Source organism: Glycomyces sp. YM15 (genome assembly GCF_016918015.1).
Classification (GTDB): Bacteria; Actinomycetota; Actinomycetes; order Mycobacteriales; family Micromonosporaceae; genus Glycomyces.
Genome location: NZ_JAERMK010000008.1, coordinates 161,351 through 182,375, shown reverse-complemented (window position 1 = coordinate 182,375; position 21,025 = coordinate 161,351). Strand labels below are relative to the sequence as shown.

The following is a 21,025-nucleotide window of genomic DNA, read 5'->3' as shown; positions in this document are numbered from 1 at the left end:
CGTTCCCAGGACGTGGGGCCCGGGTCGGCGCGGCACCGGCAGCGCCATGAACGCCGCAGCGCTGCAACGCGATCAGGCGTCAGCCTCCGATGGGGCCCTTGCGGGGGGTCGGTGCCGTCGAGCCGCGCGGGGCCTGCTCCGCCGTCGGTTCGGAGGTCGTCTCCTGCGTGGGGCCCTCGCTCGTGGGCACCGAAGCGCTCGGCGTCGGTTCCTCGGTCGTGGGAGCGTCCGTCGTGGGCTCCTCCGTGGGCGTCTCGCTCGGCGCGCCGGTGGTCGGCTCGTCCGTCGGCTCCTCGGTGGGCTCCTGCGTCGGCGTCGGCGAGTGCTCCTCGACCGGGTCCGAGCCCTCCTCGCCGACCGGCACCAGTCCGGGCGCCTCACCGAGATTCGTGCCCCGCGCATCCGCCGCAGGCGACGAGGACGCGACCTCGGGATCGTCGGATTCCCTTGCAGCGGAAGGCGACTGCGAGGTCTCCTGCTCCGAGGACTCCGCGTCCTGACCGGTCGTGTCGGCACCCAGGCCGAACCAGCCCTCGGTGATGTCCGAGCCTTCGCCGCCGAGACCCTGAAGGCCCGGCACGGGCTCGCGCAGCAGCGCCCCCGTCGCGATCATGCCGCCGGCGACCGCCACCACCGCGATCGCACCGGCCCGCCGGAAGCGCCGCGACTGGCGCAGATCGTAACCGAGGGAACGGAACGCGCCCCTCGTCTCGCGCCCGATGGCGCCGAAGAGTCCCATGGTGTTCCACCGTCCATTTCAAGTCCTTCACTCGAATCAACGAGCGAGGGGACCGGTGGTAACCGTTGCGTCACCCGTGCGGGTGTGATTCAGCCCATTCGGGTGAACCGAAGCGACCGAAAGACACGAAATCCAACGTGGACGGCGGCTAGAAGTCCCGCTTCACGGCCTTGACCAGCAGGCCCGCGAACACCTGCAGCGCCGCCGGATCCACATCCGCACGCGAGTCCTCCAGCGCCGCTTCGGCTTCCGCCGCCAGAGCGCCGATTCGCTCCTCCGTGTCGGCCAGTGCCCCCGTGTCCATCAGGACCGCCCGCAGCCGCTCCACCCCCTCCGCGTCGAGGTTCGGATCGCCCAGACCCGAGTCCAGGGCCGCCCGCTGCGCCGCGTCCGCCGCCGCCGAAGCCCGCGCGATGAGGAACGTGTGCTTGCCCTCCCGCAGGTCGTCCCCGGCGGGCTTACCGGTCTGCACCGGGTCGCCGAACACGCCGAGCACGTCGTCGCGCAACTGGAACGCCTCGCCCAACGGGAGCCCGATCGCCGAATAATGCGCCCGGACCCGCTCGGGAGCGCCCGCCAGGGACGCGCCGATCAGCATCGGCCGCTCGATCGTGTACTTCGCCGACTTGTACCGCGCCACCTTCGCCGCCGTCGCCTCCGAGACGTCCCGGCGCACCTCCGAGAGCACGTCCAGATACTGCCCGGCGCTCACCTCGGTGCGCATCAGGTCGAAGTCGCCCCTCGCGGCCGCGACCGCCGCGAACGGCATCCCCGCCGAGCAGAACAGCTCGTCCGACCACGCCAGGCACAGGTCCCCGAGCAGGATCGCCGCCGCGGCCCCGAACCCGCCGGGCCGGCCCGACCAGCCCTCGGCCTCGTGCAGCGCCGCGAAACGCCGGTGGATCGACGGCATCCCCCGGCGCGTGTCCGAACCGTCGATGAGGTCGTCGTGCATGAGCGCCGACGCCTGCAGCAGCTCCAGCGAAGCCACGCACGCGACGAGCTCCGGGGAATCGGCGAGCCCCGCCCCCCGCGCGCCCCAATACGCGAACGCGGGACGCAGCCGCTTGCCGCCCCGCAGCACGAAATCGCGCACCGCGTCCGCATACGCGCCGAGACTGTCGTCGATCCCGCAGATCACGGCGGCCTGACGGTCGAGGAAGACGGTCAGGGCGGCGTCGATGCGGTCGTTGAGCTCCACGGACCGAACCCTAGGAGACCGGCGCTCCGTCCCAACTATTGGGTGGTCGCCAGTGCAGGTCAGAACACGTGTACCCGAGCCGTTACATTTGCAGGCATGACTCTCGGAGTGCCCAGCGTGATGCCGCAGAAGACCGCCAAGATCGGTGATCTGCTGCGCTCTGGCATGCCGAAGTTCTCCTTCGAGATGTTCCCGCCCCGCGACGAGCAGGCCGACTCGGTCCTCTGGCGCACCATCCGAGCCCTCGAGGGCCTGGGCGCCGACTACGTCTCCGTCACGTACGGCGCGGGCGGCTCCACCAGGCTGAAGACCGTGGAGACCACCGAGCGGATCAACTCCGAGACCACCCTCCTGACCATGGCCCACTGCACGGCCGTGAACCACTCGATCGCCGAACTGCGCAACCTCATCGGCCACTTCGCCAACGTCGGCGTGCGCAACATCCTCGCCGTGCGCGGCGACCCGCCGGGCGACCCGCGCGCCGACTGGGTCCAGCACCCCGAAGGCGTCCTCCACGCCCGCGAGCTCGTCGAACTCATCAAGGAGTCCGGCGATTTCAGCGTCGGCGTCGCCGCCTTCCCCGAAGGCCACCCGCGCGACCTCGACTGGGACACCGGCGTGCGCCACTTCGTCGAGAAATGCCGCGCCGGGGCCGACTTCGCGATCACCCAGATCTTCTACGACGTCGACGACTACCTCCGCCTGCGCGATGCCGTCGCGGCATCCGGATGCGACATTCCGATCGTCCCGGGCATCATGCCCGTCACCAACATCAAGCAGATCGAGCGCTTCGCCGTCCTCACCGGCATGAGCTTCCCCGAAGCGCTGGCCGAACGCCTCCGCGCCGTCGAGGACGACCGCGACGCCATCCGCGACATCGGCGTCGAAGTCGCCACCGACATGGGCGCCCGGCTCCTCGCCGAAGGCGCCCCGGGACTGCACTTCACGACCTTGAACCACTCCCGTTCCACCCGGCGCGTCTGGCAGAACCTCCGCCCTTAGGACTGTCGGCTACCCGATCGAGGGATTGCGGTCACCGCTCGGGCACGTAGAGTCCTCTTTTATGTTCGATGCTGCGAATGCGCGGTTGATGCCGTCTGCTACAACAACATCCATGCGCACCCGTGTGCCCGCCGACTCCCTTGTAGGCAGGGTCATCCTCTCCACCCGGTTCCAGCCCGGGGCCGTTGTCGGCGTCGGCCTCGTCGCCAGCCTCCTCATTCCCATATGCGTCCTCCTCGGGGGACCGATCATCCTGGTCTCCCTGCCGCTCATCGCGATCACCGCGCTGGCCGATTCCTCGTACGCGCTGCTCGCGGCGCGCTCGACGAGCCTCACCCGCCGGGTCCTGGTGTTCGAGCCGCTCGCCGCGCGCCTCTCCGAAGGGTCGTGGCTCCTCGCGCTGTGGTTCCTCGGCGCGCCCGGCTGGAGTGTCACGGTCACCGGCGCGTTGTGCTGGATGTACGTGCTCACCCGCAACCGGGCCCGGCAGGTCGGCCTGCGCGACCTCGGCATGACCACGATGGGGGAGCGGTCGGTCCGCGAACTCGTGGTCGCCCTCGGCTTCGGCGCGGCGGGCGTGATCGCCGTCGCCGGCGGTGGGCAGTACGAGCAGTGGATCGGCGGCGCGATCACGATCGCGGTGACCGCCTGGCTGCTGCTGGCCGCGCTGGGGCTGCTGCAGCTGGTGATCGTGGTCGCGACGGCGCTGCGCAACGACTGATCGCAGGGAATGATCCGAAGCGCGCCTGCGTTGTCCACGGCATGCGCTACGACGACATCACCGACGACCAGATCGCCGCTTTCATCGACTCCGACTCGCGTCCGCGCCAGATCCCGGAGGAGGTTCGGCGGCTGCGCGACGCCGAGGAGATGCTGGCCCTCAAGGACCCGCTCGGGGCCCTGCAGTTCCTCGCGCCGCTGTTGCGCGACCACCCGGACCACCCGGACGTCATGCTCGCGGCCGCGCGCGCGTACTTCAAGTCCGCGCAGCTGAACCGGGCGCTCGAGCTCTCCGAGAAGATGGTCGAGGCCAACCCGGCGGACTTCTACGCCCGCAGGCTGCTCGGCCGCACCTTGCAGCGGCTCGGCCGCGCCGACGAGGCGCGCGGCCACCTCCGCATGATCGACGAGATCGCCGAATAGACCGTTCGAACCGTCGGGCGGCTTAGCGCGGCCGCCCGGGTTCGTTCGAACAACAGGTGTGCCGCAGGCGAATTCCAGGAGCCGCGAACTGTAAGGTTCGCGGCCCTTTTCTGTTGTCGTGCAATGGGAATGCTGTCGGATGCACGACACTCCGTAGCCGTTCGCTGATTTCAGGCGACGATGGGGGTTGGAAATGTCGCACCTCTGTGGTTCCATATTTCTCGAACGCAAGTTCGAACAGGTTTAGGAGGCCCACGTCATGGCAGCTTCTCGACCCGCCGTAACTCGATCCGCCTCGCCCGTGGGAGCCCGCGGCGCGAGCGGGCCCCGACTGGTGCAGGCGGGCACCGTGCAGAACTCGCGCCTGCGCATTCCCGCCGACCAGCTTCCCAACCGCTCCCCGCTCCAACTCCTCGCCACCGCCCGCGTCGACCTTGACGACGCGGCGGAACGCACCCGCCCCGGCGAACGCTATGCGGAGGCTCACCTCGCGGCCCTCAGGGTGGCCGTGGCCGTCCTCGCCGTGCGGGCGGGCGACGCCACGGGCAGGCGGCGGCCCGGCCGCCCGTCGAGCACCTGGGAGCTCCTGCGGGGTGTGGCCCCGGAACTGGAGGAGTGGGCCTCGTACTTCGCCCGCACCGCCCGCAAGCGGGTCCTCGCGCAGGCAGGCATCCCCGACATCGTCACCCCTGAGGAGGCGGACGCGATCGTCGCCGACGCCCGCCGCTTCCTCGACGTGGTGGTGAGGCTGCTCGGCTTCAGTGCGCTCGCGCGCTGAAGCCGAGGCGCAGGAGCGCGCTCGCGGGCTGAAGTAGGAGCTGATCAGCGCGCTTGCGAGCAAGGATCGGCGGGCTAGCGCGCCTGCGCGCCGAAGAGAGCCACAGCGGCGCGTCGATGCAATGGCTTAGCAGCGCGCTCGCGCATCGAGGCGCGAGTGCGGCATGGTAGGTCGGCGTCGACGCTGAAGCGCTGCGGCTTTGCCGCACCTCTCGCTACCGACGAGTACACAGCGCGCGCAGCCGATGCGGCACCCGCTTCGGGAGGAAGCGCAGCCACCCGTTCGCGCGTCAGGCGACCGGCGCCTCCGTCGTCCAGACCTCGTCGCCGTCGGCTCATGGCGTGACCTGCGTGACGTCCGCCGTGGCGGGCGGCACGGCCGAGTCACTGCGCTGCGCGCGGTTATACGATTGCTGCTGGCACCGGATTCTCGAGAGAATGTCATCGTCCCCGGCCCGCGAAGCGGGCCTCGGCGCGGTATTTCGAACGAGCACCGCACGCCGCGAACCGGCTCCGCCGGTCCAATCGACCAACCGTTTCCTTCGAGGAGTTTTGAACCCGTGTATCGGACACACCTCGCCGGCACGTTGAGTGCCGCTGACGTCGACCAGCAAGTCACCCTCGCCGGATGGGTGGCGCGTCGCCGCGATCACGGCGGGGTGGAGTTCGTGGACCTGCGCGACGCCTCGGGCGTCGTCCAGGTCGTCTTCCGAGACTCGGAGGCCGCGGAGGCCGCCCAGAAACTCCGCAACGAGTACTGCGTCTCCGTCACCGGCACCGTCGCGCGCCGCCCCGAAGGCAACGAGAACCCGGACCTGCCGACCGGCCAGATCGAGATCACCGCGACCGGCCTCGAGGTGCTGTCCGAGGCCGCGCCGCTGCCGTTCCAGATCGACGACCACGTGGACGTCTCCGAGGACATCCGCCTGCGCCACCGCTACCTGGACCTGCGCCGCAGCGGCCCCAACGAGGCGATCCGCCTGCGCTCGAAGGCCAACCACATCGCCCGCAACCTCCTGGAGGAGGAGGGCTACGTCGAGATCGAGACTCCGACGCTGACCCGCTCCACCCCTGAGGGCGCCCGTGACTTCCTGGTGCCCGTGCGCCTCCAGCCCGGCACCTGGTACGCCCTCCCGCAGTCCCCGCAGCTGTTCAAGCAGCTCCTCATGGTCGGCGGATTCGAGAAGTACTACCAGATCGCCCGCTGCTACCGCGACGAGGACTTCCGCGCGGACCGCCAGCCCGAGTTCACGCAGCTCGACATCGAGGCCTCCTTCGTCACCGAGCAGGACGTCATCGGCCTCGGCGAGCGCATCGTCGGCGCCCTGTGGCGGGAACTCGCCGACTACGAACTGCCTGGTCCGCTGCCGAAGCTCACCTTCCGCGAGGCCATGGACCGCTACGGCTCCGACAAGCCCGACCTGCGCTTCGGCCAGGAGCTCGTCGAACTCACCGACTACCTGCGCGGCACCGAGTTCCGCGTCTTCGCGGGCGCGATCGACGCCGGCGGCTACGTCGGCGCGGTCGTCATGCCCGGCGGCGCCTCCCAGACCCGCAAGGAGCTCGACGGCTGGCAGGACTGGGCCAAGGCGCGCGGCGCCAAGGGCCTCGCCTACATCACCTTCAACGCCGAGACTGGGGAGCCGAAGGGCCCTGTCGCGAAGAACCTTTCCGAGGAACACTTGGCCGGTCTCGCCGACGCCGTGGGCGCCAAGGCCGGGGACGCGGTCTTCTTCGCGGCCTCCACCGACCGCCGCGAGGCCCAGGAGCTGCTCGGCGCGGCCCGCCTCGAAGTCGGCAAGCGCACAGGCCTCATCGATCCCAACGCCTGGGCGTTCTGCTGGGTCGTCGACTTCCCGATGTTCGAGCGCACCGACGAGGGCGGCTGGACCTCGCCGCACCACCCGTTCACCTCGCCGAACCCGGAATGGATCGACAAGTTCGAGACCGACCCTGAGAACGCGCTCACCTACGCCTACGACATCATCTGCAACGGCAACGAGCTCGGCGGCGGGTCGATCCGTATCCACGACAGCAGCGTGCAGAGCCGCGTCTTCGATTTCCTCGGCATCAGCCACGAAGAGGCCGAGGACAAGTTCGGCTTCCTCCTCGACGGCCTCAAGTACGGCGCCCCGCCGCACGGCGGCATCGCCCTCGGCTGGGACCGCGTCTGCATGCTGCTGGCCGGTTCCAGTTCCATCCGCGACGTCATCGCGTTCCCGAAGTCCGGCGGCGGCGCTGACCCGCTGACCTCGGCTCCGACGCCGATCACGCCCGAGCAGCGCGCCGAGGCCGGCATCGACTTCGTGCCCGAAGAGGAAGCGGGTACCGAGGCGGTTGCCGGTTAGCCCTACGATGTCGTAGTGGGCGGCCCGGGCCTGCGGCCCGGGCCGCCGTTCGTTCGATGCGTGCCCGGTTGCCCCTCAGCCAATTCCGACTGGCAGGAGTCCGTGAAGGCGGCCGCCGCGGACCGCTGACGGCTGCTATATGTAACATCCGGCCGATGCAGGAGTAAGAGGAGCGGGTTCGACGTGCAGAGCGGGACCTTGGTGGCGGGTCGCTATCGATTGGATGAGCGGATTGCCGCAGGCGGCATGGGGGAGGTCTGGAAGGGCACCGACACCCGGCTCGGCCGCTCCGTGGCCATCAAGATCCTCCATGCTGGACTGTCGAGCAACGACAAGTTCCGCACCCGCTTCCAGCTCGAGGCCCGCGCCGTCGCGGCCCTCCAGTCGCCCGGCATCGTCGCGCTCTACGACTACGGCGAAGAGACCAACGACGACGGCGAAGTCTCTTACCTCATCATGGAACTCGTGCGGGGCCGCTCGCTCGCCGAGATCCTCCGCGACCGCGGCACACTGCCCCCCGCGGAGGTCATGAGCATCGTCGCGGCCGCCGCAGACGCCCTCGAGACCGCGCACCGCCACGACATCATCCACCGCGACATCAAGCCCGCCAACCTCCTCGTCGACGAAGAGACCGGCGCGGCCAAGATCGTCGACTTCGGCATCTCCGCCGCCCGCGGCGCCTCCGGCCTCACCGAGACCGGCACCGTCATGGGCACGCTCGCTTACGCTTCTCCCGAGCAGCTCAACGGCGCCGAGCTGACCGGGGCCAGCGACCTCTACTCGCTCGGCATCGTCGCGTACGAAGCGCTCATGGGCCGCCCGCCGTTCGTCTCCGACACGCCCGTCGCGGTCATGAACGGCCACATGACCCAGGCCCCGCCGCCGCTCTCCCGCGAGATCCCGGCCGGGGTCGCCCAAGTCGTGCTCCAGGCCCTCCAGAAAGACCCGCGCGCCCGCTACACCTCGGCCGCCGAAATGGCCCGCTCGGCCCGCGAAGGCCGCGTCGTCACCGGCGGCATCCCCGTCTCGCCCACGACCCCGCCCGACGGCCAGCGGACCCAGTACTTCGGCTCGGACCAGACCGCCCTCCTCGGCGCCGGCGTCGGAGGCGGCGGCAACACCGCCGAGCAGCCCACCGGCGCGATGGCGCAGGAAGAGGAGAATCGAAGCGCCACACCATGGATCATCACCGCGGCGGTGATCATGATCCTGGCCATCATCGGTCTGCTCATCTGGCTCGACGACCGAAACGGCACTCCCAGCGTGGAGATCGACAGCCCCGAGCCGTCGTCCACATCCGTGCAGAGCTCAGAGTCGCCGTCGCCTACGGAAGACGAGACCTCCGAGGAAGACTACGACGACAACGACTGGCATCCCACCACCGAGGAGGAGACCTCCGAGACACCCAGCGAGACGCCTTCGGAGACTCCGACGACTGAGGAGCCGGCCACTGAGGAGCCGACCTCCGACCCGCCGACGTCCGAGGACCCTGAGCCGAGCACGGAAGGTCCGCCCACGACTGAAGGCAGTCCAGCCGCTGATTAACGGCAGCAACGATGTCGGGGTCCGGGATCTTCCCCGGGCCCCGTTCGTCAACGCATTGCGGGCGCTAGCCGCCGATCGGCCGGTATCGCACCACCTTGTCCTGGTCGCCGCCGTTCGAAGTGGTCACCCACAGCCAGCCGTCCGGGCCGAGCTCGACCGTGCGGATGCGGCCGAGCGCCGATTCCAGCACGGCCACAGGGTCACCGGCCTCGCCTCCCGCCACCGGCACCGTCCACAGGCGCTGGCCGCGCAGGGCTCCGACGTACATGGTGTCGCCGACGACCTCGCCCCCTGAAGGCGAGGCCTCGGCGGTGGTCCAGGTGACCAGCGGGTCGACGTACTCCGGATCGCCTCCCGTCCCCTCGACCTCGGGCCAGCCGTAGTTCGCCCCGGGTCGGATGTGGTTGAGTTCGTCCCAGGTGTTCTGGCCGAACTCGGTCGCGTACATCTCGCCGTCCGGGCCCCATGAGAGTCCCTGCACGTTCCGGTGCCCGTAGCTGTAGACCGGCGAGCCTGCGATCGGGTTGTCCTCGGGCACCGATCCGTCCGCGTTGACGCGCAGGATCTTGCCGCCGAGGCTCTCGAGGTCCTGCGAGTTCGCGGTGTCGTTCGCGTCGCCGGTGGTGATGTACAGCTTGTCGTCCGGGCCGAAGGCCAGGCGACCGCCGTTGTGGTTGAGCGCCGAGGGGATCCCGGTGAGGACCGGTTCGGGTTCGAATGTGTCGAGGTGGAAGCGCACCACCCGGTTGTCCTCGGCGGTCGAGAGATACGCGTACACCCAGCCGTCGGTCGCGAAGGTAGGCGAGATCGCCAGGCCCAGAAGCCCGCGTTCGTCGAACTGGCCCGCGCCGGCGACGACCTCGAGGTTCCCGAGGACCACCGGGTCGGCGTCGGTGCCGATCCGGAGCACGTCGCCGGAGTTGCGCTCGGCCACGATTCCGGATCCGTCGGGGAGGAAGCCGAGCCCCCACGGGATCGTGAGGCCGGTGGCGACCGTGTCGCCGGTTCTGAAGTCGAACTCGGGGTCCTGGAGGGGTTCGATCTCAGGGCCTTCCTGGGCTGATGCCGTGGCCGTGCCGACGGCCAGGGCGAGTCCCGCGAACGCCGCGCCGATGGCGGGCAGTCTGCGTCGCATGGCTGCTCCTTGTCTCTCTTGGTGCCGGGTGAAGAAAGCGAAGAAAATCTGATATAGAGGTATATCAATCTAATTGCCATCGTAAGCGCGGATGAGGACGGATGTCCAGGCGGCCGGAATCGTCGAAATCGATCGAGAATCGTGACATTGGAACGTTCGCTTATGCCGAGGGTCGGAATAAGCTGATCGCAGCCCCTGACGGTTACCGATCACGCAGGTTCCGACCTGCATGATCGTTTGAGCGAAGATTGGTTGGACAGTGACGTCTAAACGATTCATCGGCGCCCTCGCCGCCATTGCGGCAGTGGCGCTTCCGGCCTCGGCGGCGGTCGCCGCCCCATCCGACGGCCCGCTTCTCTGGTACCAGTTCGACGAGGCGAGCGGCTCCGTCGTCGCCGACGCCTCCGGGAACGGCCGCGACGGCGCCCTCGTCGGCGGCGGTACTTGGAACGAAGGCCTCCACCTCGACGGCGTCGACGATTACGTCGACCTGCCCGACGACCTCCTCGCCGGTCTCGACGCGATCACCGTGACGGCCGAGGTCTACATCGAGCCCGACCAGGCCAGCCCGTACTTCATCTACGGCCTCGGCAACTCGAGTGGCGACTGGGGCAGCGGCTACCTCTTCACCACCGGCAACGGCTACCGGACCTCGATCTCCACCTGCCACTGGACCTGCGAGCAGAACGCCTCGAGCGGCCAGAACCTCGCCCGCGGCACCTGGAACCACCTCGCCTACACGCTCGAAGGCGGCACGGCCGTCCTCTACCTCAACGGCCAGGAAGTGGCTCGCAACGAGGCCGTCACCATCACCCCCGGCGACATCGGCGCCGGTGCCACCACCGCGAACTACCTCGGCCGCTCCCTCTACAGGGGTGACCGCTACTTCAAGGGCGCGTTCGCGGACTTCCGGATCTACGACGGCGCGCTCTCCGGCGCCGAGATCGGCGAGCAGGCCGCCCACATCAGCGCCGAGAAGGCCGCCGAGGACGCCGCCGCGATCGACCTCGGCGACACGACGGCCGTCATCGCCGATCTCGACCTGCCGACGCGGGGCGCGAACGGCTCCCAGATCACTTGGGCCTCTAGCGATCCCGAGGTGATCGGCACTGACGGCTCGGTCACCCGTCCGGCGATGGACGCCGACGACGCGACGGTCACCCTAACGGCAACCGCTATCCTCGGTTCCGTGCAAGAACAACGCGACTTCACGGCGACCGTCCTCGCCGAATACGACGACGAAGAGGCCGTCGCCCTCGACGCCGCCGCCGTCTCGATCCCGAACCTCGACGACGTGCGCTCGGCGATCCACCTGCCCACCGAGGGCGCCAACGGCTCCACGATCGAATGGAAGTCCGACAACCGGGCGGTCATCGCGAACGACGGCCTGGTGCACCGCGCCGAGCCGGGCGGCGAGACCTACACCGTCAAGCTCAAGGCCACCGTCGAACGCGGCGGCGAGAAGCAGAAGCTCACCTTCATCGCCACCGTGCCGCCGCTCCCGGCCGAGGCCGACTACACCGGCTACTTCTTCACCTACTTCACCGGTGAGGGCACGCCCACCGGCGAGCAGGTCTACGGCGCGTTGAGCGACGGCGACAATCCGCTCAGCTTCACCGAACTGAACGACGCCAAGCCGATCCTCACCTCCGACCAGGGCGAGCAGGGCGTGCGCGACCCGTTCCTCATCCGCTCGCCCGAAGGCGACCGGTTCTTCCTCATAGCCACCGACCTCAAGATCAACGGCAACGGCGACTGGAACCGGGCCCAGCGCCACGGCAGCCTCAGCATCATGGTCTGGGAATCCGACGACCTCGTGAACTGGAGCGAAGGCCGCCTCGTCGAGGTCTCGCCCGAGAACGCCGGCGCCACTTGGGCTCCCGAGGCCTACTGGGACGCCGCCCAGAACGCCTACGTCGTCTACTGGGCCTCCCCGCTGTTCACCACCGAGGACCACTCCGAGGGCTTCTACCACCGCATGATGTACGCGACGACCCGCGACTTCGTGAACTTCTCCGAAGCGCAGGTGTGGGTCGACCAGGGCTACTCGACGATCGACTCGACGATGATCGAGTCCGACGGCGTGTACTACCGCTTCACCAAGGACGAGCGCTCGAATTCCGCCTCGACCCCGTGCGGCAAGTTCATCCTCGCCGAGACCGCCACTTCCCTCGCCGTCGACGCCGAATGGCAATTCCTCGCCGACTGCATCGGCTCCGGCGCCATCAGCGCAGGCGAAGGGCCGCTGGTCTTCAAGTCCAACACGGAGGACAGGTGGTACCTGTTCATCGACGAGTTCGGCGGGCGCGGCTACGTCCCGTTCGAGACCACCGACCTCGCCTCCGGCGAATGGACCCCCGTGGCCGACTTCGACCTGCCTTCGAGTCCGCGCCACGGCACGGTGCTGCCGATCACTGCCGCGGAATACGAACGGCTGCAACAAGCCTGGTAACCATTCTGTGATGGGAGGGCCTCTGCACCCGGTGGTGTGGAGGCCCTCCCTTATGCTCGGCAACGGAACTCAGATCTCCCCGAAACCCAGGAGCAACCATGTCCTCCCGTACCGCCACCCGTCTGATCGGCGCGCTCGCCGTCCCCGCCCTCGGTCTCGGACTGGCCGCCTGCGGCGCCGAAGAGCCCTCCGAAGAGGCGACCACCGCCGCTGAAGAAGGCGCGGCCGCCGCGCTCAGCCCCGCCGACGCCGTCCTCGCCTCGGTCGAGAACCTCAACGCCTCCTCGTACAAGATGGAGTCGACCATGACCATCGACGGCGTCGACTTCATGGCCATGACCGGCATGTACGAAGGCGAGAACTCCCAGGCCAGCGCCGACATCTTCATGGGCGCCATGATGGAGGCCTCGGGCGAGACGATGACCGCCGAGGAAGAGGCCATGATGGCCGGTCTGCTCGGCGACATGCACACCGAGACGGTCGTCGTCGACAAGGTCATGTACATGCAGATGAGCGGCGGCATGTTCGACGCCCTGTCCGAGAGCTTCGGCGAGGACGCCTGGTTCACGATGGACCTCACCTCGGACGAGCAGATGGCCCAGGTCTACGCCCAGTACGGCGGCATGGACCTCGCGCAGCAGACCGAGCTCATGCTCTCGGAGCTGGAGAACGTCGAGGAGACCGGCGACAACACCTTCACCGGCACGCTCAGCGCCGACTCCGAGGCCATGTCGGCCCTGTCCGGTTCCGCGATGGGCGGCGCGGACGCGGCCGCCGCGATCGACGGCACGGAGGTCACCGTGACCCTCGACGACGCCGGCCTGCTCAAGTCGATGAGCATGACGATGCCCGAGATGGAGGGCATGGTCATGGAGATGAACAGCGAGATCGTCGAGATCGGCGGCACCTACGACATCAAGGCCCCCGAGTCGACGAACCTGCACGACTTCGAGGAGCTCGCCGCCGGCCTCGGCGGCATGTAACCCCCGCATCGGGCAGGGCCGCCGCACCGGTTTCGGTGCGGCGGCCCTTTCGCCTATTCGGCGGCCGGTTCGGCGACCGGCTCGTCCTCTTCCGACGGGGCCGTGCGCGCAGGTCCCGGCCGGTCGTTCCAGGCGGCCGCGAGGCCGCGGGCGGCCTCGACGATCATCCAGAGCGCCAGCAGGAAGATGATCGCGTCGAGCGGAGCGAGCACCCATTCGCCCTGTTCGATGAAGCGGCCCAGGTTCTCGATGAGCGCCCAGGTCGTCATGCCCACCAGGAACACCAGCGGCACGAGGATCGCGATCGGGTTGGCGCGCCGCTTGGTCACCCACACCGCGATCACGGCGAGCGCGAGGCCCGCCAGGAGCTGGTTGGTGGTGCCGAACAGCTGCCACAGGACGCCGAACGCGTACCCGGCGTCCTCGCCGCCGGGCATGAGCGCCAAGGCGAGCGGGATGGCGACGGCGACGGCGGTGGCGAGCGTCAGGTGGTTCGCGACCTTCCGCCAGCCGGCCATCTCCGCGATCTCCTGCACCACATACCGCTGGAGCCGCACCCCGGTGTCCATGGTGGTCGCCGCGAAGGAGATCACCACGACCGCCGCGAAGATCGCGGCGATGTCGAGCGGGATGCCGAGGTTGTTCGCGAACACCGCGATGCCGTTCACGAAGTTCGAGGTCGCGCCGCCCGAAGCGGTCGCGAAGTCGGGGTAGAGCGACTGCCAGTCCGCTTGCGTCGCTGCGACACCGGCGCTGACCGCCAGGATCGAGCACAGCGCGAGGCTGCCTTCGCCGAGCGCGCCGCCGTAGCCGACGTACTTGGCGTCGGTCTCCTTGTCGAGCTGCTTCGAGGAGGTCCCGGAGGAGACGAGGCAGTGGAACCCGGAGATCGCGCCGCACGCGACGGTGATGAACAGGAACGGCCACATGCTCGGGCTGTCCTCGGGCACCGTGTTGAGCGCGGGCGCGACGATCGTGTTCCAGCCCACGCCGACGCCGAGGAGCACCAGCGCGAGTGCCACGAACAGCTGGTGGGAGTTGATGTAGTCCCTGGGCTGCAGCAGCACCCACACCGGGATGCGGGCGGCGACGAAGGTGTAGGCGAACAGGATCACGATCCACACGTTGCGCGGGTTGTCGATCCCGAGCCCTTCGGCGAGCGGGGTGATGTCGAGCGGCACCGCGTCGCCGATCCAGATGAGGACGTACAGGGCTGCGACGCCGAGGAGGCTCGGCACGAGGGCCGCACCGCGCCGCTTGTAGACGTAGTAGCCGATGGCGATCGCGATGGGGATCTCGCCGAAGATCGGGATCACGGCCCCGGGATAGGCCACCAGGAGGTTCCCGATGACCACGGCGAACACGGCGTTCACGAGGGTCAGCAGGAAGAAGATGATGATCAGGAACAGCGTGCCGGCGCGGCGGCCGACCACGTCCTTGGTGAGCGTGCCGATGCCTTTCGCCTTGTGGCGCACGGAGAGCACGAGGGCGCCCATGTCGTGGACGCCGGCGGCGACGATGGTGCCGACGACGATCCAGATGAGCGCGGGCAGCCAGCCCCAGTAGACGGCGATGGCCGGGCCGACGATGGGGGCGGCTCCGGCGACCGAGGTGAAATGGTGTCCGAACAGGACGTGCTTGTTGGTGGGGACGAAGTCGACCCCGTCGTTGAAGCGGTGGGCGGGGGTCACGTACTCCGGGTCGAGCCGGTAGACCTTCTGCGAGAGGTATCGGGCGTAGAAGAGGAATCCGCACGCGAAGAGCGCGAGGACCGCTATCGCCAGGACCATTGCGGGCATCATTGCCTCCCAATGTGAATGTGACGTGCGCTACTGAGGAATGTGTTCACCGTAGAGGTGCGCATTCGCACCTGTCAATGCCCGGACGATCAGGGCGCGAACACCCGCGCAGCCCCGTCCACCGCGACCGAAACCCGCTGCCCCGCAGCCGGAGCCCCGCCCAGCACCCTCGACCGCAACCGCACACCGCCCGCGAACGCCAACGTCACCAGCGCGTCGTGGCCGAAATACTCCACTTCGGATACCGTCGCATTGGGCTCGCCCTCGCCCAACCGCAGCTGCTCGGGCCGCAGCAGCAGACGAGCCGGACCGTCGGGGCCCTCGGCCGCGACCTCGCCGACCACGGTCGACGCCGCGCCCGCGGCCACGTCGCCGTCCAGCCAGACCGCATCGCCCACGAACGACGCCGTCCACGGATCGACCGGGAACCGGTACACCTCCGCCGGAGGAGCGAACTGGACGATACGGCCCTCGCGCATCACCGCCACCCGCTCGACCATGCTCAACGCCTCGTCCTGATCGTGCGTCACCAGCACCGCCGTCGCGCCGTCGGCCCGCAGCGCCGCGGCCACCTCACCCCGCACCGACTGCCGCAGACCGGCATCGAGCGCGCTGAACGGCTCGTCGAGCAGGATCAACTCGGGCCTGGGCGCCATCGCCCGCGCCAGCGCCACCCGCTGCCGCTGCCCCCCCGACAGCTCATGCGGCATCCGACGCTCGTACCCGCCCAGGCCCACCAGCTCCAGCACCTCGGCGACCCGCCCCGCACGGCCCGACCCCCGCAACCCGTAGCCGACATTGCGGCCCACCGACAGATGCGGGAACAGCGCACCCTCCTGCGGCACCACGCCGACCCGCCGCGCCTGCGGAGGCAGGTGATCGATCCGCCTGCCCGCCATCGCGATCGAACCGGCGTCGGGCCGTTCGAACCCGGCCACGCAACGCAGCAGCGTGGTCTTCCCGCAACCCGAGGGCCCCAGCACGGCGACCAGCTCGCCCTCGGCGACCGTCAGGTCCGCGCCGTCGACGGCGACGGTGTCGCCGAATGTCTTGCGCAGGCCTTCGATACGCAGTTCGCTCATGGCCGGAGCCTCCCGATTCTTCTGCCCAGCAACCAGATCGGCACCGCCGAGACCACGACGATCAGCGTGGCGTACGGCGCGGCCGCGGAGAAGGCGGCGATGTCGGTGTACGTCCACAGACGCGTCGCCAGGGTCTCTGTCCCGGCCGGACGCAGCAGCAGCGTCGCCGGAAGCTCTTTCATCGCCGTCAGGAACACCAGCGCCGCACCGGCGGCGATGCCCGGCGCCGTCAGCGGCAGCGTGATCGTCGCGAGCCGCCGGACCGGACCCGCGCCGAGCGACGCCGCGACCTGCCCCAGCTGCGGGGACGCCTGCGCCGCGCTGGCCTTGACCGCACCGGCTCCCAGCGGCAGCAGCATCACGGCGTAGCCGAACACCAGGAGCGGGGCCGACTGGTAGAAGCGCTCGTAGATCCAATCGACATTGATCGCCAGGAACACCAGCGACAGGCCGATGACCACTCCCGGCAGGGCGTATCCGAGGTAGACGACGCGTTCGGTGGCGGCGGCGAGGACGCTCCGGTGCCGGGCGGCGTAGAGCCCGACGGGGACGACGAGCGCGACGGTGAGGGCCGCCGCGGCGGCCGACAGGCTGAGTGAGGTCCACGCCGCGGCCCACACTTCGGCCGGATCGGCGGTGGAGACGCCGTCGAGGGTCCAGCGGACGAGGCTCCAGGCGGGGACGCCCAGCGAGAGCGCGGTGAGACCGGCGAGGGCGAGGTAGGCGAGCGGAGCGGTGCGCCTGAGGCGCAGCCGGGTCGGCTCGCGCCCGGAGGCGCTGTCGCGCCGGGCCCGCCTGCCCGGTGCGGCGGCGGCCCATTCCGCGGTGAGGAGGACCAGCGCCAGCGCCGCGAGCGCGGTGGACAGGACCAGTGCGCCGGTGCGGTCGAATCCGAGCTTCCAGGCCGAGTAGATCGCGGTCGTGAACGTCTCGTAGCGGAGGATCGAGACCGCGCCGAAGTCGTGGAACACGTAGAGGGCGCACAGCAGCGCTCCGGCCACCGCGGCCGGGGCGATCTGGCGGAGGGTCACCTTGAAGAAGGTCCGCCAGGGCCCGTCGCCGAGGATCCGGGACTGCTCCTCCAGGGCCGGGTCGGTGCGCATGAGCGCCGCGGCGACCGGCAGGTGGACGTACGGGAAGCTGGAGACGGTCAGCACGAGCGCGGAGATCCAGAACCCGTCGGCGTCCGGGAACGCCGCCCGCCATGCGAAGGCGGCGACGTAGGTGGGGACGGCGAGCGGCAGCGAGGCCGCGAGGTGGACCGCCGTTCGGGCGCGCAGATCGGTCCGCGAGACCAGGTAGGCCGTGGTGGTACCGATGACCAGGCAACTGATCGTGACGGCCCCGGACAGCAGCAGCGTGTTCAGGGTCATCTGGGCCAGGCGCGGGCGCGCCAGCTGCTCGAGGACCGCCGCGCCCCCGGCTTCGGCGGTGCGCCAGGTCAGGTAGACCAGCGGCACCAGCGCGGCGGCGACGGCGGGCAGGCACCACAGCCACGCGGCGGCCGACCCGGCCCGGCGCAGGAGCGCCCGGCCGGGCGGGCTGGTCGCCGCGCGGTCGCGGTGAGCGGTCGAGGTCATGCGCATGCCGCTTCGATTGTCGGTGCCGGGTCCTACGCGAGCCCGGCTTCCTGGATCATCTGGACCGTGGTCTCGAGGTCGTCGAGGTCGTTCAGGTCGATCGCGGGGCCGGCGAGCTCGGTGAGCGCGGGCTGTCCCGCGGGACCGGCCACGCCCTCGATGAGCGGGTACTCGAAGGTCGTCTCGGCGAAGTAGGTCTGCGCGTCGGTCGCCAGCAGGTAGTCCAGCAGTGCGGCGACGTTCGCGTTCTCGGCCGAGTCGCCGAGCGCGCCGATGCCGGAGACGTTGACCAGACCACCGGGGTCGCCGGGGGCGAAGTAGTGGAGCGCCGGTCCGTACTCCTCGACCGGGACGCCGGCTTCGGCGGCCTTCTCGTAGATGTAGTAGTGGTTCACCAGGCCCGCTTCGAGCTCACCGGAGGCGACGCCCTCGACGATGGGGCCGTTCTTCTCCTTCTGGGGGGCGTCGGCCATGCCCTCGAGCCATGCGGCCGCGGCCTCGTCGCCGCCGGTGACGCGCAGCGCGGTCACGAACGCCTGGAAGGAGCCGTTGAGCGGGGCGATGGCGACGCGGCCGTCCCACTCCTCGCCGGTGAGGTCCCAGACCGACGCGGGCAGTTCGGCCGCGGTGATCTTGGCGGGGTCGTAGACCATGACCCGGGAGCGGCCGGTCAGGCCGACCCAGGTGCCGTCGGACGCCCGGTAGGCCTCCGGGACGCGCTCGAGCAGCCCGCCGTCGAGTTCGGTGAGCAGCCCGGCCTTCGCGACCGCGCCGAGCGCGCCCGCGTCCTGGGAGAGGAACAGGTGGGCGGGGCTGCGGTCGCCCTCTTCGAGCAGCAGGCCGGCGGCCTCCGCGGAGTCGAAGTAGCGGACGTCCACTTCGACGCCGGTGGCCTCGGTGAACTGGTCGAGCAGGGGCTGGATCAGTTCTTCGTTGCGGCCGCTGTAGAGGACCACGGGCTGGTCCTCGGCGGCGCTCTCCTCGCCCGCGGGGGTGTCGTCGGAGCCGCACGCCGCCAAGGGGGCGGCGAGGGCGGTGGCACCGAGGAGGGCGAATCCTCGACGGGTGATCAGTGCTGACATGGCCGGGCCTTTCACAGAAATGAGCCATGCATGTTCGCGGTCCGAACAGGCCAGGCAAGCCTAACCTAAGTTCAATTCAAGATTCAAGCAACCCCTCGTGATTCGATGACCACTCGCAGATGGCTTACGCTGGTTGGGTTATGGACGCACCTGGGTTGTTCGATACGGCCGCGCCGCCGGAGCCGCAGAGCTCGGGCATCCTCGGCACCGGCTCCGCTTCCGGCGACGAGCCCCTCGCCGTGCGGATGCGACCGCGCGTGCTCGACGAGCTCGTCGGGCAGGACCACCTCCTCGGTGCCGGGTCGCCGCTGCGCCAGGTCGTGGAGGGCCGCCAGCCGCTGTCGGTGATCCTGTGGGGCCCGCCCGGCTCCGGCAAGACCACCATCGCGCACCTCGTCGCCCAGGCCGGTGACCGGCGCTTCCGCGCCATGTCCGCGCTGAACTCCGGCGTGAAGGACGTGCGCGCCGCGATCGACGAGGCCCGCCGCGTCCGCCGCACCGGCGGACCGCAGACCATCCTCTTCATCGACGAGGTGCACCGCTTCACCAAGACCCAGCAGGACTCCCTGCTCGGCGCGGTCGAGGACCGCACCGTCACACTCCTGGCCGCCACCACCGAGAACCCGTACTTCTCGGTGGTCGCCCCGCTCGTGAGCCGCTGCGTCCTCCTCACCCTCCGCGAACTCGACGCCACCGACATCGGCGAGCTCGTCGACCGCGCCGTCGAGGACGAACGCGGACTGAACGGCGAGGTCACCCTGGAGCAGGAGGCCCGCGACCACCTCGTGCGCACCGCCGCCGGGGACGCGCGGAAGGCCTTGACGGCCCTGGAGGCCGCCGCGCTCACCGCCGGGAGCGAACCCGAGATCACCGTCGCGATCGTCGAGGCCGCGATCGACACCGCCGCGGTCCGCTACGACCGCGACGGCGACGGCCACTACGACGTGGCCAGCGCCTTCATCAAGAGCCTCCGCGGATCCGACGTCGACGCCGCGATGCACTACCTGGCGCGGATGCTCGTGGCGGGGGAGGATCCGCGGTTCATCGCCCGCCGCCTGGTCATCTTCGCCTCCGAGGACGTCGGCATGGCCGACCCGACCGCGCTCCTGGCAGCCACGGCCGCCTCCACGGCGGTCGAGCGCATCGGCCTGCCCGAGGCCCGCATCAACCTCGCCCAGGCGGTCGCGCACCTCGCCACGGCCCCGAAGTCGAACGCGGTCATCACCGCGATCGACGAGGCGATGCGCGATGTGCGCCAAGGGAAGATCGGCCCCGTCCCGGCCGACCTCCGCGACGCCCACTATCAGGGCTCCTCTTCCCTCGGGCACGGCAAGGCGTACGTCTACCCGCACTCCGACCCGCGCGGTGTGGTCCCGCAGCGGTACGCGCCCGACGTCGTGGCCGGGCGCGACTACTACCGCCCGACCCGACACGGCCTGGAGGCCGAGATCGGCGAGCGCCTCGAGAAGCTGCGCCGGATCGTGCGCAGACCGGCCGATGGCGACTGACCCGCCGCGCCGCGACGGGCGCGCCTCGGACCGCCTCGCCGCCGACCTGGAGCGCTCCGGGGCGCGGATCGAGCGCCTGCGCATGACGGTGGCGGTGATCGCAGTCCTCGCGGTGCTCCTGGTCGCGGCCGTCCTGTGGCTGGGCCGGGCCCTCAGCGTCGACCCGACGCGCCGGGCGGTCGACGAACTCGCGGTGCCGGGCTGGGCCGCGGTGAGCGTGCACGACGAGACGTATGGCAGCCGCTGGTGCCTGGGGGAGTGCCGGGTCCGGATGCGCACGTGGACTTCTGAAGGCACAGTGGACGACACGGCGAACGAGTACTGGCAGGCGGTCCTGAACGCGGGCTGGATTCCGGCCGACCCGGAGGAGTGCGTGGGCGGCTTCGGCGAGGAGGGCTGCTACGTCCGGGACGAGCTGTACCTAGAGCTGTGGGTCGTCCCGGTCGACTGCGGCGACCGCTACGAGCTGTGCGTCGGCGCCGAGGTCACCGCCGTGGTCGCCGCGCAGGCGGCCCTGCCGCGCCTCGCCGAGGAGCGCATGTCGACCTAGCGAGCACTGGCTTGTGGACTGACCGCCCCGTTGCGCCGGATGTCCGATCCCGCAAGGTAAGGTCGACACCGCGCCGCTCCTGCGTGAGAGCCCGGCTTC

17 protein-coding genes are annotated in these 21,025 nt (G+C 70.0%); 10 read left to right on the top strand and 7 right to left on the bottom strand.

Annotated elements, in window-relative coordinates; translation table 11 throughout:
- Positions 1-79: 79 nt before the first annotated feature.
- A complete protein-coding gene (locus tag JHY01_RS11380; protein WP_205325748.1) occupies positions 80-739 on the bottom strand; it encodes a hypothetical protein in 660 nt (219 codons plus the stop codon).
- Between the two features lie 148 nt (positions 740-887).
- Positions 888-1,940, bottom strand: a complete 1,053-nt coding sequence (locus JHY01_RS26610; RefSeq protein ID WP_205325747.1) for a polyprenyl synthetase family protein — start codon at positions 1,938-1,940, stop codon at positions 888-890.
- A 96-nt stretch (positions 1,941-2,036) separates the two neighbouring features.
- On the opposite strand from JHY01_RS26610, the gene metF reads away from it, so the two are divergent.
- From metF to JHY01_RS11345, 6 genes are all read left to right on the top strand, one after another.
- Complete coding sequence (gene metF / locus JHY01_RS11370) at positions 2,037-2,942, top strand: methylenetetrahydrofolate reductase [NAD(P)H] (protein ID WP_240192635.1); 906 nt, start codon at positions 2,037-2,039, stop codon at positions 2,940-2,942.
- A gap of 112 nt (positions 2,943-3,054) precedes the next feature.
- Complete coding sequence (locus JHY01_RS11365; protein ID WP_205325746.1) at positions 3,055-3,663, top strand: hypothetical protein; 609 nt, start codon at positions 3,055-3,057, stop codon at positions 3,661-3,663.
- A gap of 41 nt (positions 3,664-3,704) precedes the next feature.
- A complete protein-coding gene (locus JHY01_RS11360; RefSeq protein WP_205325745.1) occupies positions 3,705-4,085 on the top strand; it encodes a tetratricopeptide repeat protein in 381 nt (126 codons plus the stop codon).
- 259 nt (positions 4,086-4,344) lie between these two features.
- Positions 4,345-4,863, top strand: coding sequence for an SAV_6107 family HEPN domain-containing protein (locus tag JHY01_RS11355; protein WP_205325744.1), 519 nt, complete (start codon positions 4,345-4,347; stop codon positions 4,861-4,863).
- 559 nt (positions 4,864-5,422) lie between these two features.
- The gene (aspS, locus tag JHY01_RS11350) at positions 5,423-7,210 is read left to right on the top strand and encodes an aspartate--tRNA ligase (protein WP_307814389.1); all 1,788 of its coding nucleotides are present in this window, start codon (positions 5,423-5,425) and stop codon (positions 7,208-7,210) included.
- 219 nt (positions 7,211-7,429) lie between these two features.
- Entirely contained in the window at positions 7,430-8,755 is a 1,326-nt protein-coding gene (locus JHY01_RS11345; RefSeq protein ID WP_205325742.1) for a serine/threonine-protein kinase, read from the top strand.
- Positions 8,756-8,819: 64 nt separating this feature from the next.
- On the opposite strand, the gene JHY01_RS11340 is transcribed toward JHY01_RS11345, so the two are convergent.
- Positions 8,820-9,890 carry a sorbosone dehydrogenase family protein gene (locus tag JHY01_RS11340; protein ID WP_205325741.1) on the bottom strand — a complete coding sequence of 357 codons (1,071 nt, stop codon included), beginning with the start codon at positions 9,888-9,890 and terminating at the stop codon, positions 8,820-8,822.
- A 259-nt stretch (positions 9,891-10,149) separates the two neighbouring features.
- Here JHY01_RS11340 and JHY01_RS11335 point away from each other — a divergent pair, with 259 nt between their 5' ends.
- Positions 10,150-12,342 carry an immunoglobulin-like domain-containing protein gene (locus JHY01_RS11335; protein WP_205325740.1) on the top strand — a complete coding sequence of 731 codons (2,193 nt, stop codon included), beginning with the start codon at positions 10,150-10,152 and terminating at the stop codon, positions 12,340-12,342.
- A 98-nt stretch (positions 12,343-12,440) separates the two neighbouring features.
- Entirely contained in the window at positions 12,441-13,325 is an 885-nt protein-coding gene (locus JHY01_RS11330) for a hypothetical protein (RefSeq protein ID WP_205325739.1), read from the top strand.
- Positions 13,326-13,378: 53 nt separating this feature from the next.
- On the opposite strand, the gene JHY01_RS11325 is transcribed toward JHY01_RS11330, so the two are convergent.
- From JHY01_RS11325 to JHY01_RS11310, 4 genes are all read right to left on the bottom strand, one after another.
- Positions 13,379-15,124, bottom strand: coding sequence for a carbon starvation protein A (locus JHY01_RS11325; protein ID WP_205325738.1), 1,746 nt, complete (start codon positions 15,122-15,124; stop codon positions 13,379-13,381).
- A gap of 89 nt (positions 15,125-15,213) precedes the next feature.
- On the bottom strand, positions 15,214-16,206 hold the full coding sequence (locus tag JHY01_RS11320) for an ABC transporter ATP-binding protein (protein WP_205325737.1): 993 nt from the start codon (positions 16,204-16,206) through the stop codon (positions 15,214-15,216).
- Positions 16,203-17,786, bottom strand: coding sequence for an iron ABC transporter permease (locus tag JHY01_RS11315; protein WP_205325736.1), 1,584 nt, complete (start codon positions 17,784-17,786; stop codon positions 16,203-16,205). Before JHY01_RS11315 ends, JHY01_RS11320 begins: the two co-directional genes overlap by 4 nt.
- A 32-nt stretch (positions 17,787-17,818) precedes the next feature.
- Positions 17,819-18,868 carry an iron ABC transporter substrate-binding protein gene (locus JHY01_RS11310; RefSeq protein WP_205325735.1) on the bottom strand — a complete coding sequence of 350 codons (1,050 nt, stop codon included), beginning with the start codon at positions 18,866-18,868 and terminating at the stop codon, positions 17,819-17,821.
- A gap of 140 nt (positions 18,869-19,008) precedes the next feature.
- Between JHY01_RS11310 and JHY01_RS11305 the strand changes: the two genes are divergently transcribed.
- Positions 19,009-20,376, top strand: a complete 1,368-nt coding sequence (locus tag JHY01_RS11305) for a replication-associated recombination protein A (RefSeq protein ID WP_205325734.1) — start codon at positions 19,009-19,011, stop codon at positions 20,374-20,376.
- A complete protein-coding gene (locus JHY01_RS11300) occupies positions 20,366-20,926 on the top strand; it encodes a hypothetical protein (protein WP_205325733.1) in 561 nt (186 codons plus the stop codon). Before JHY01_RS11305 ends, JHY01_RS11300 begins: the two co-directional genes overlap by 11 nt.
- The last annotated feature ends 99 nt before the right edge of the window (positions 20,927-21,025 follow it).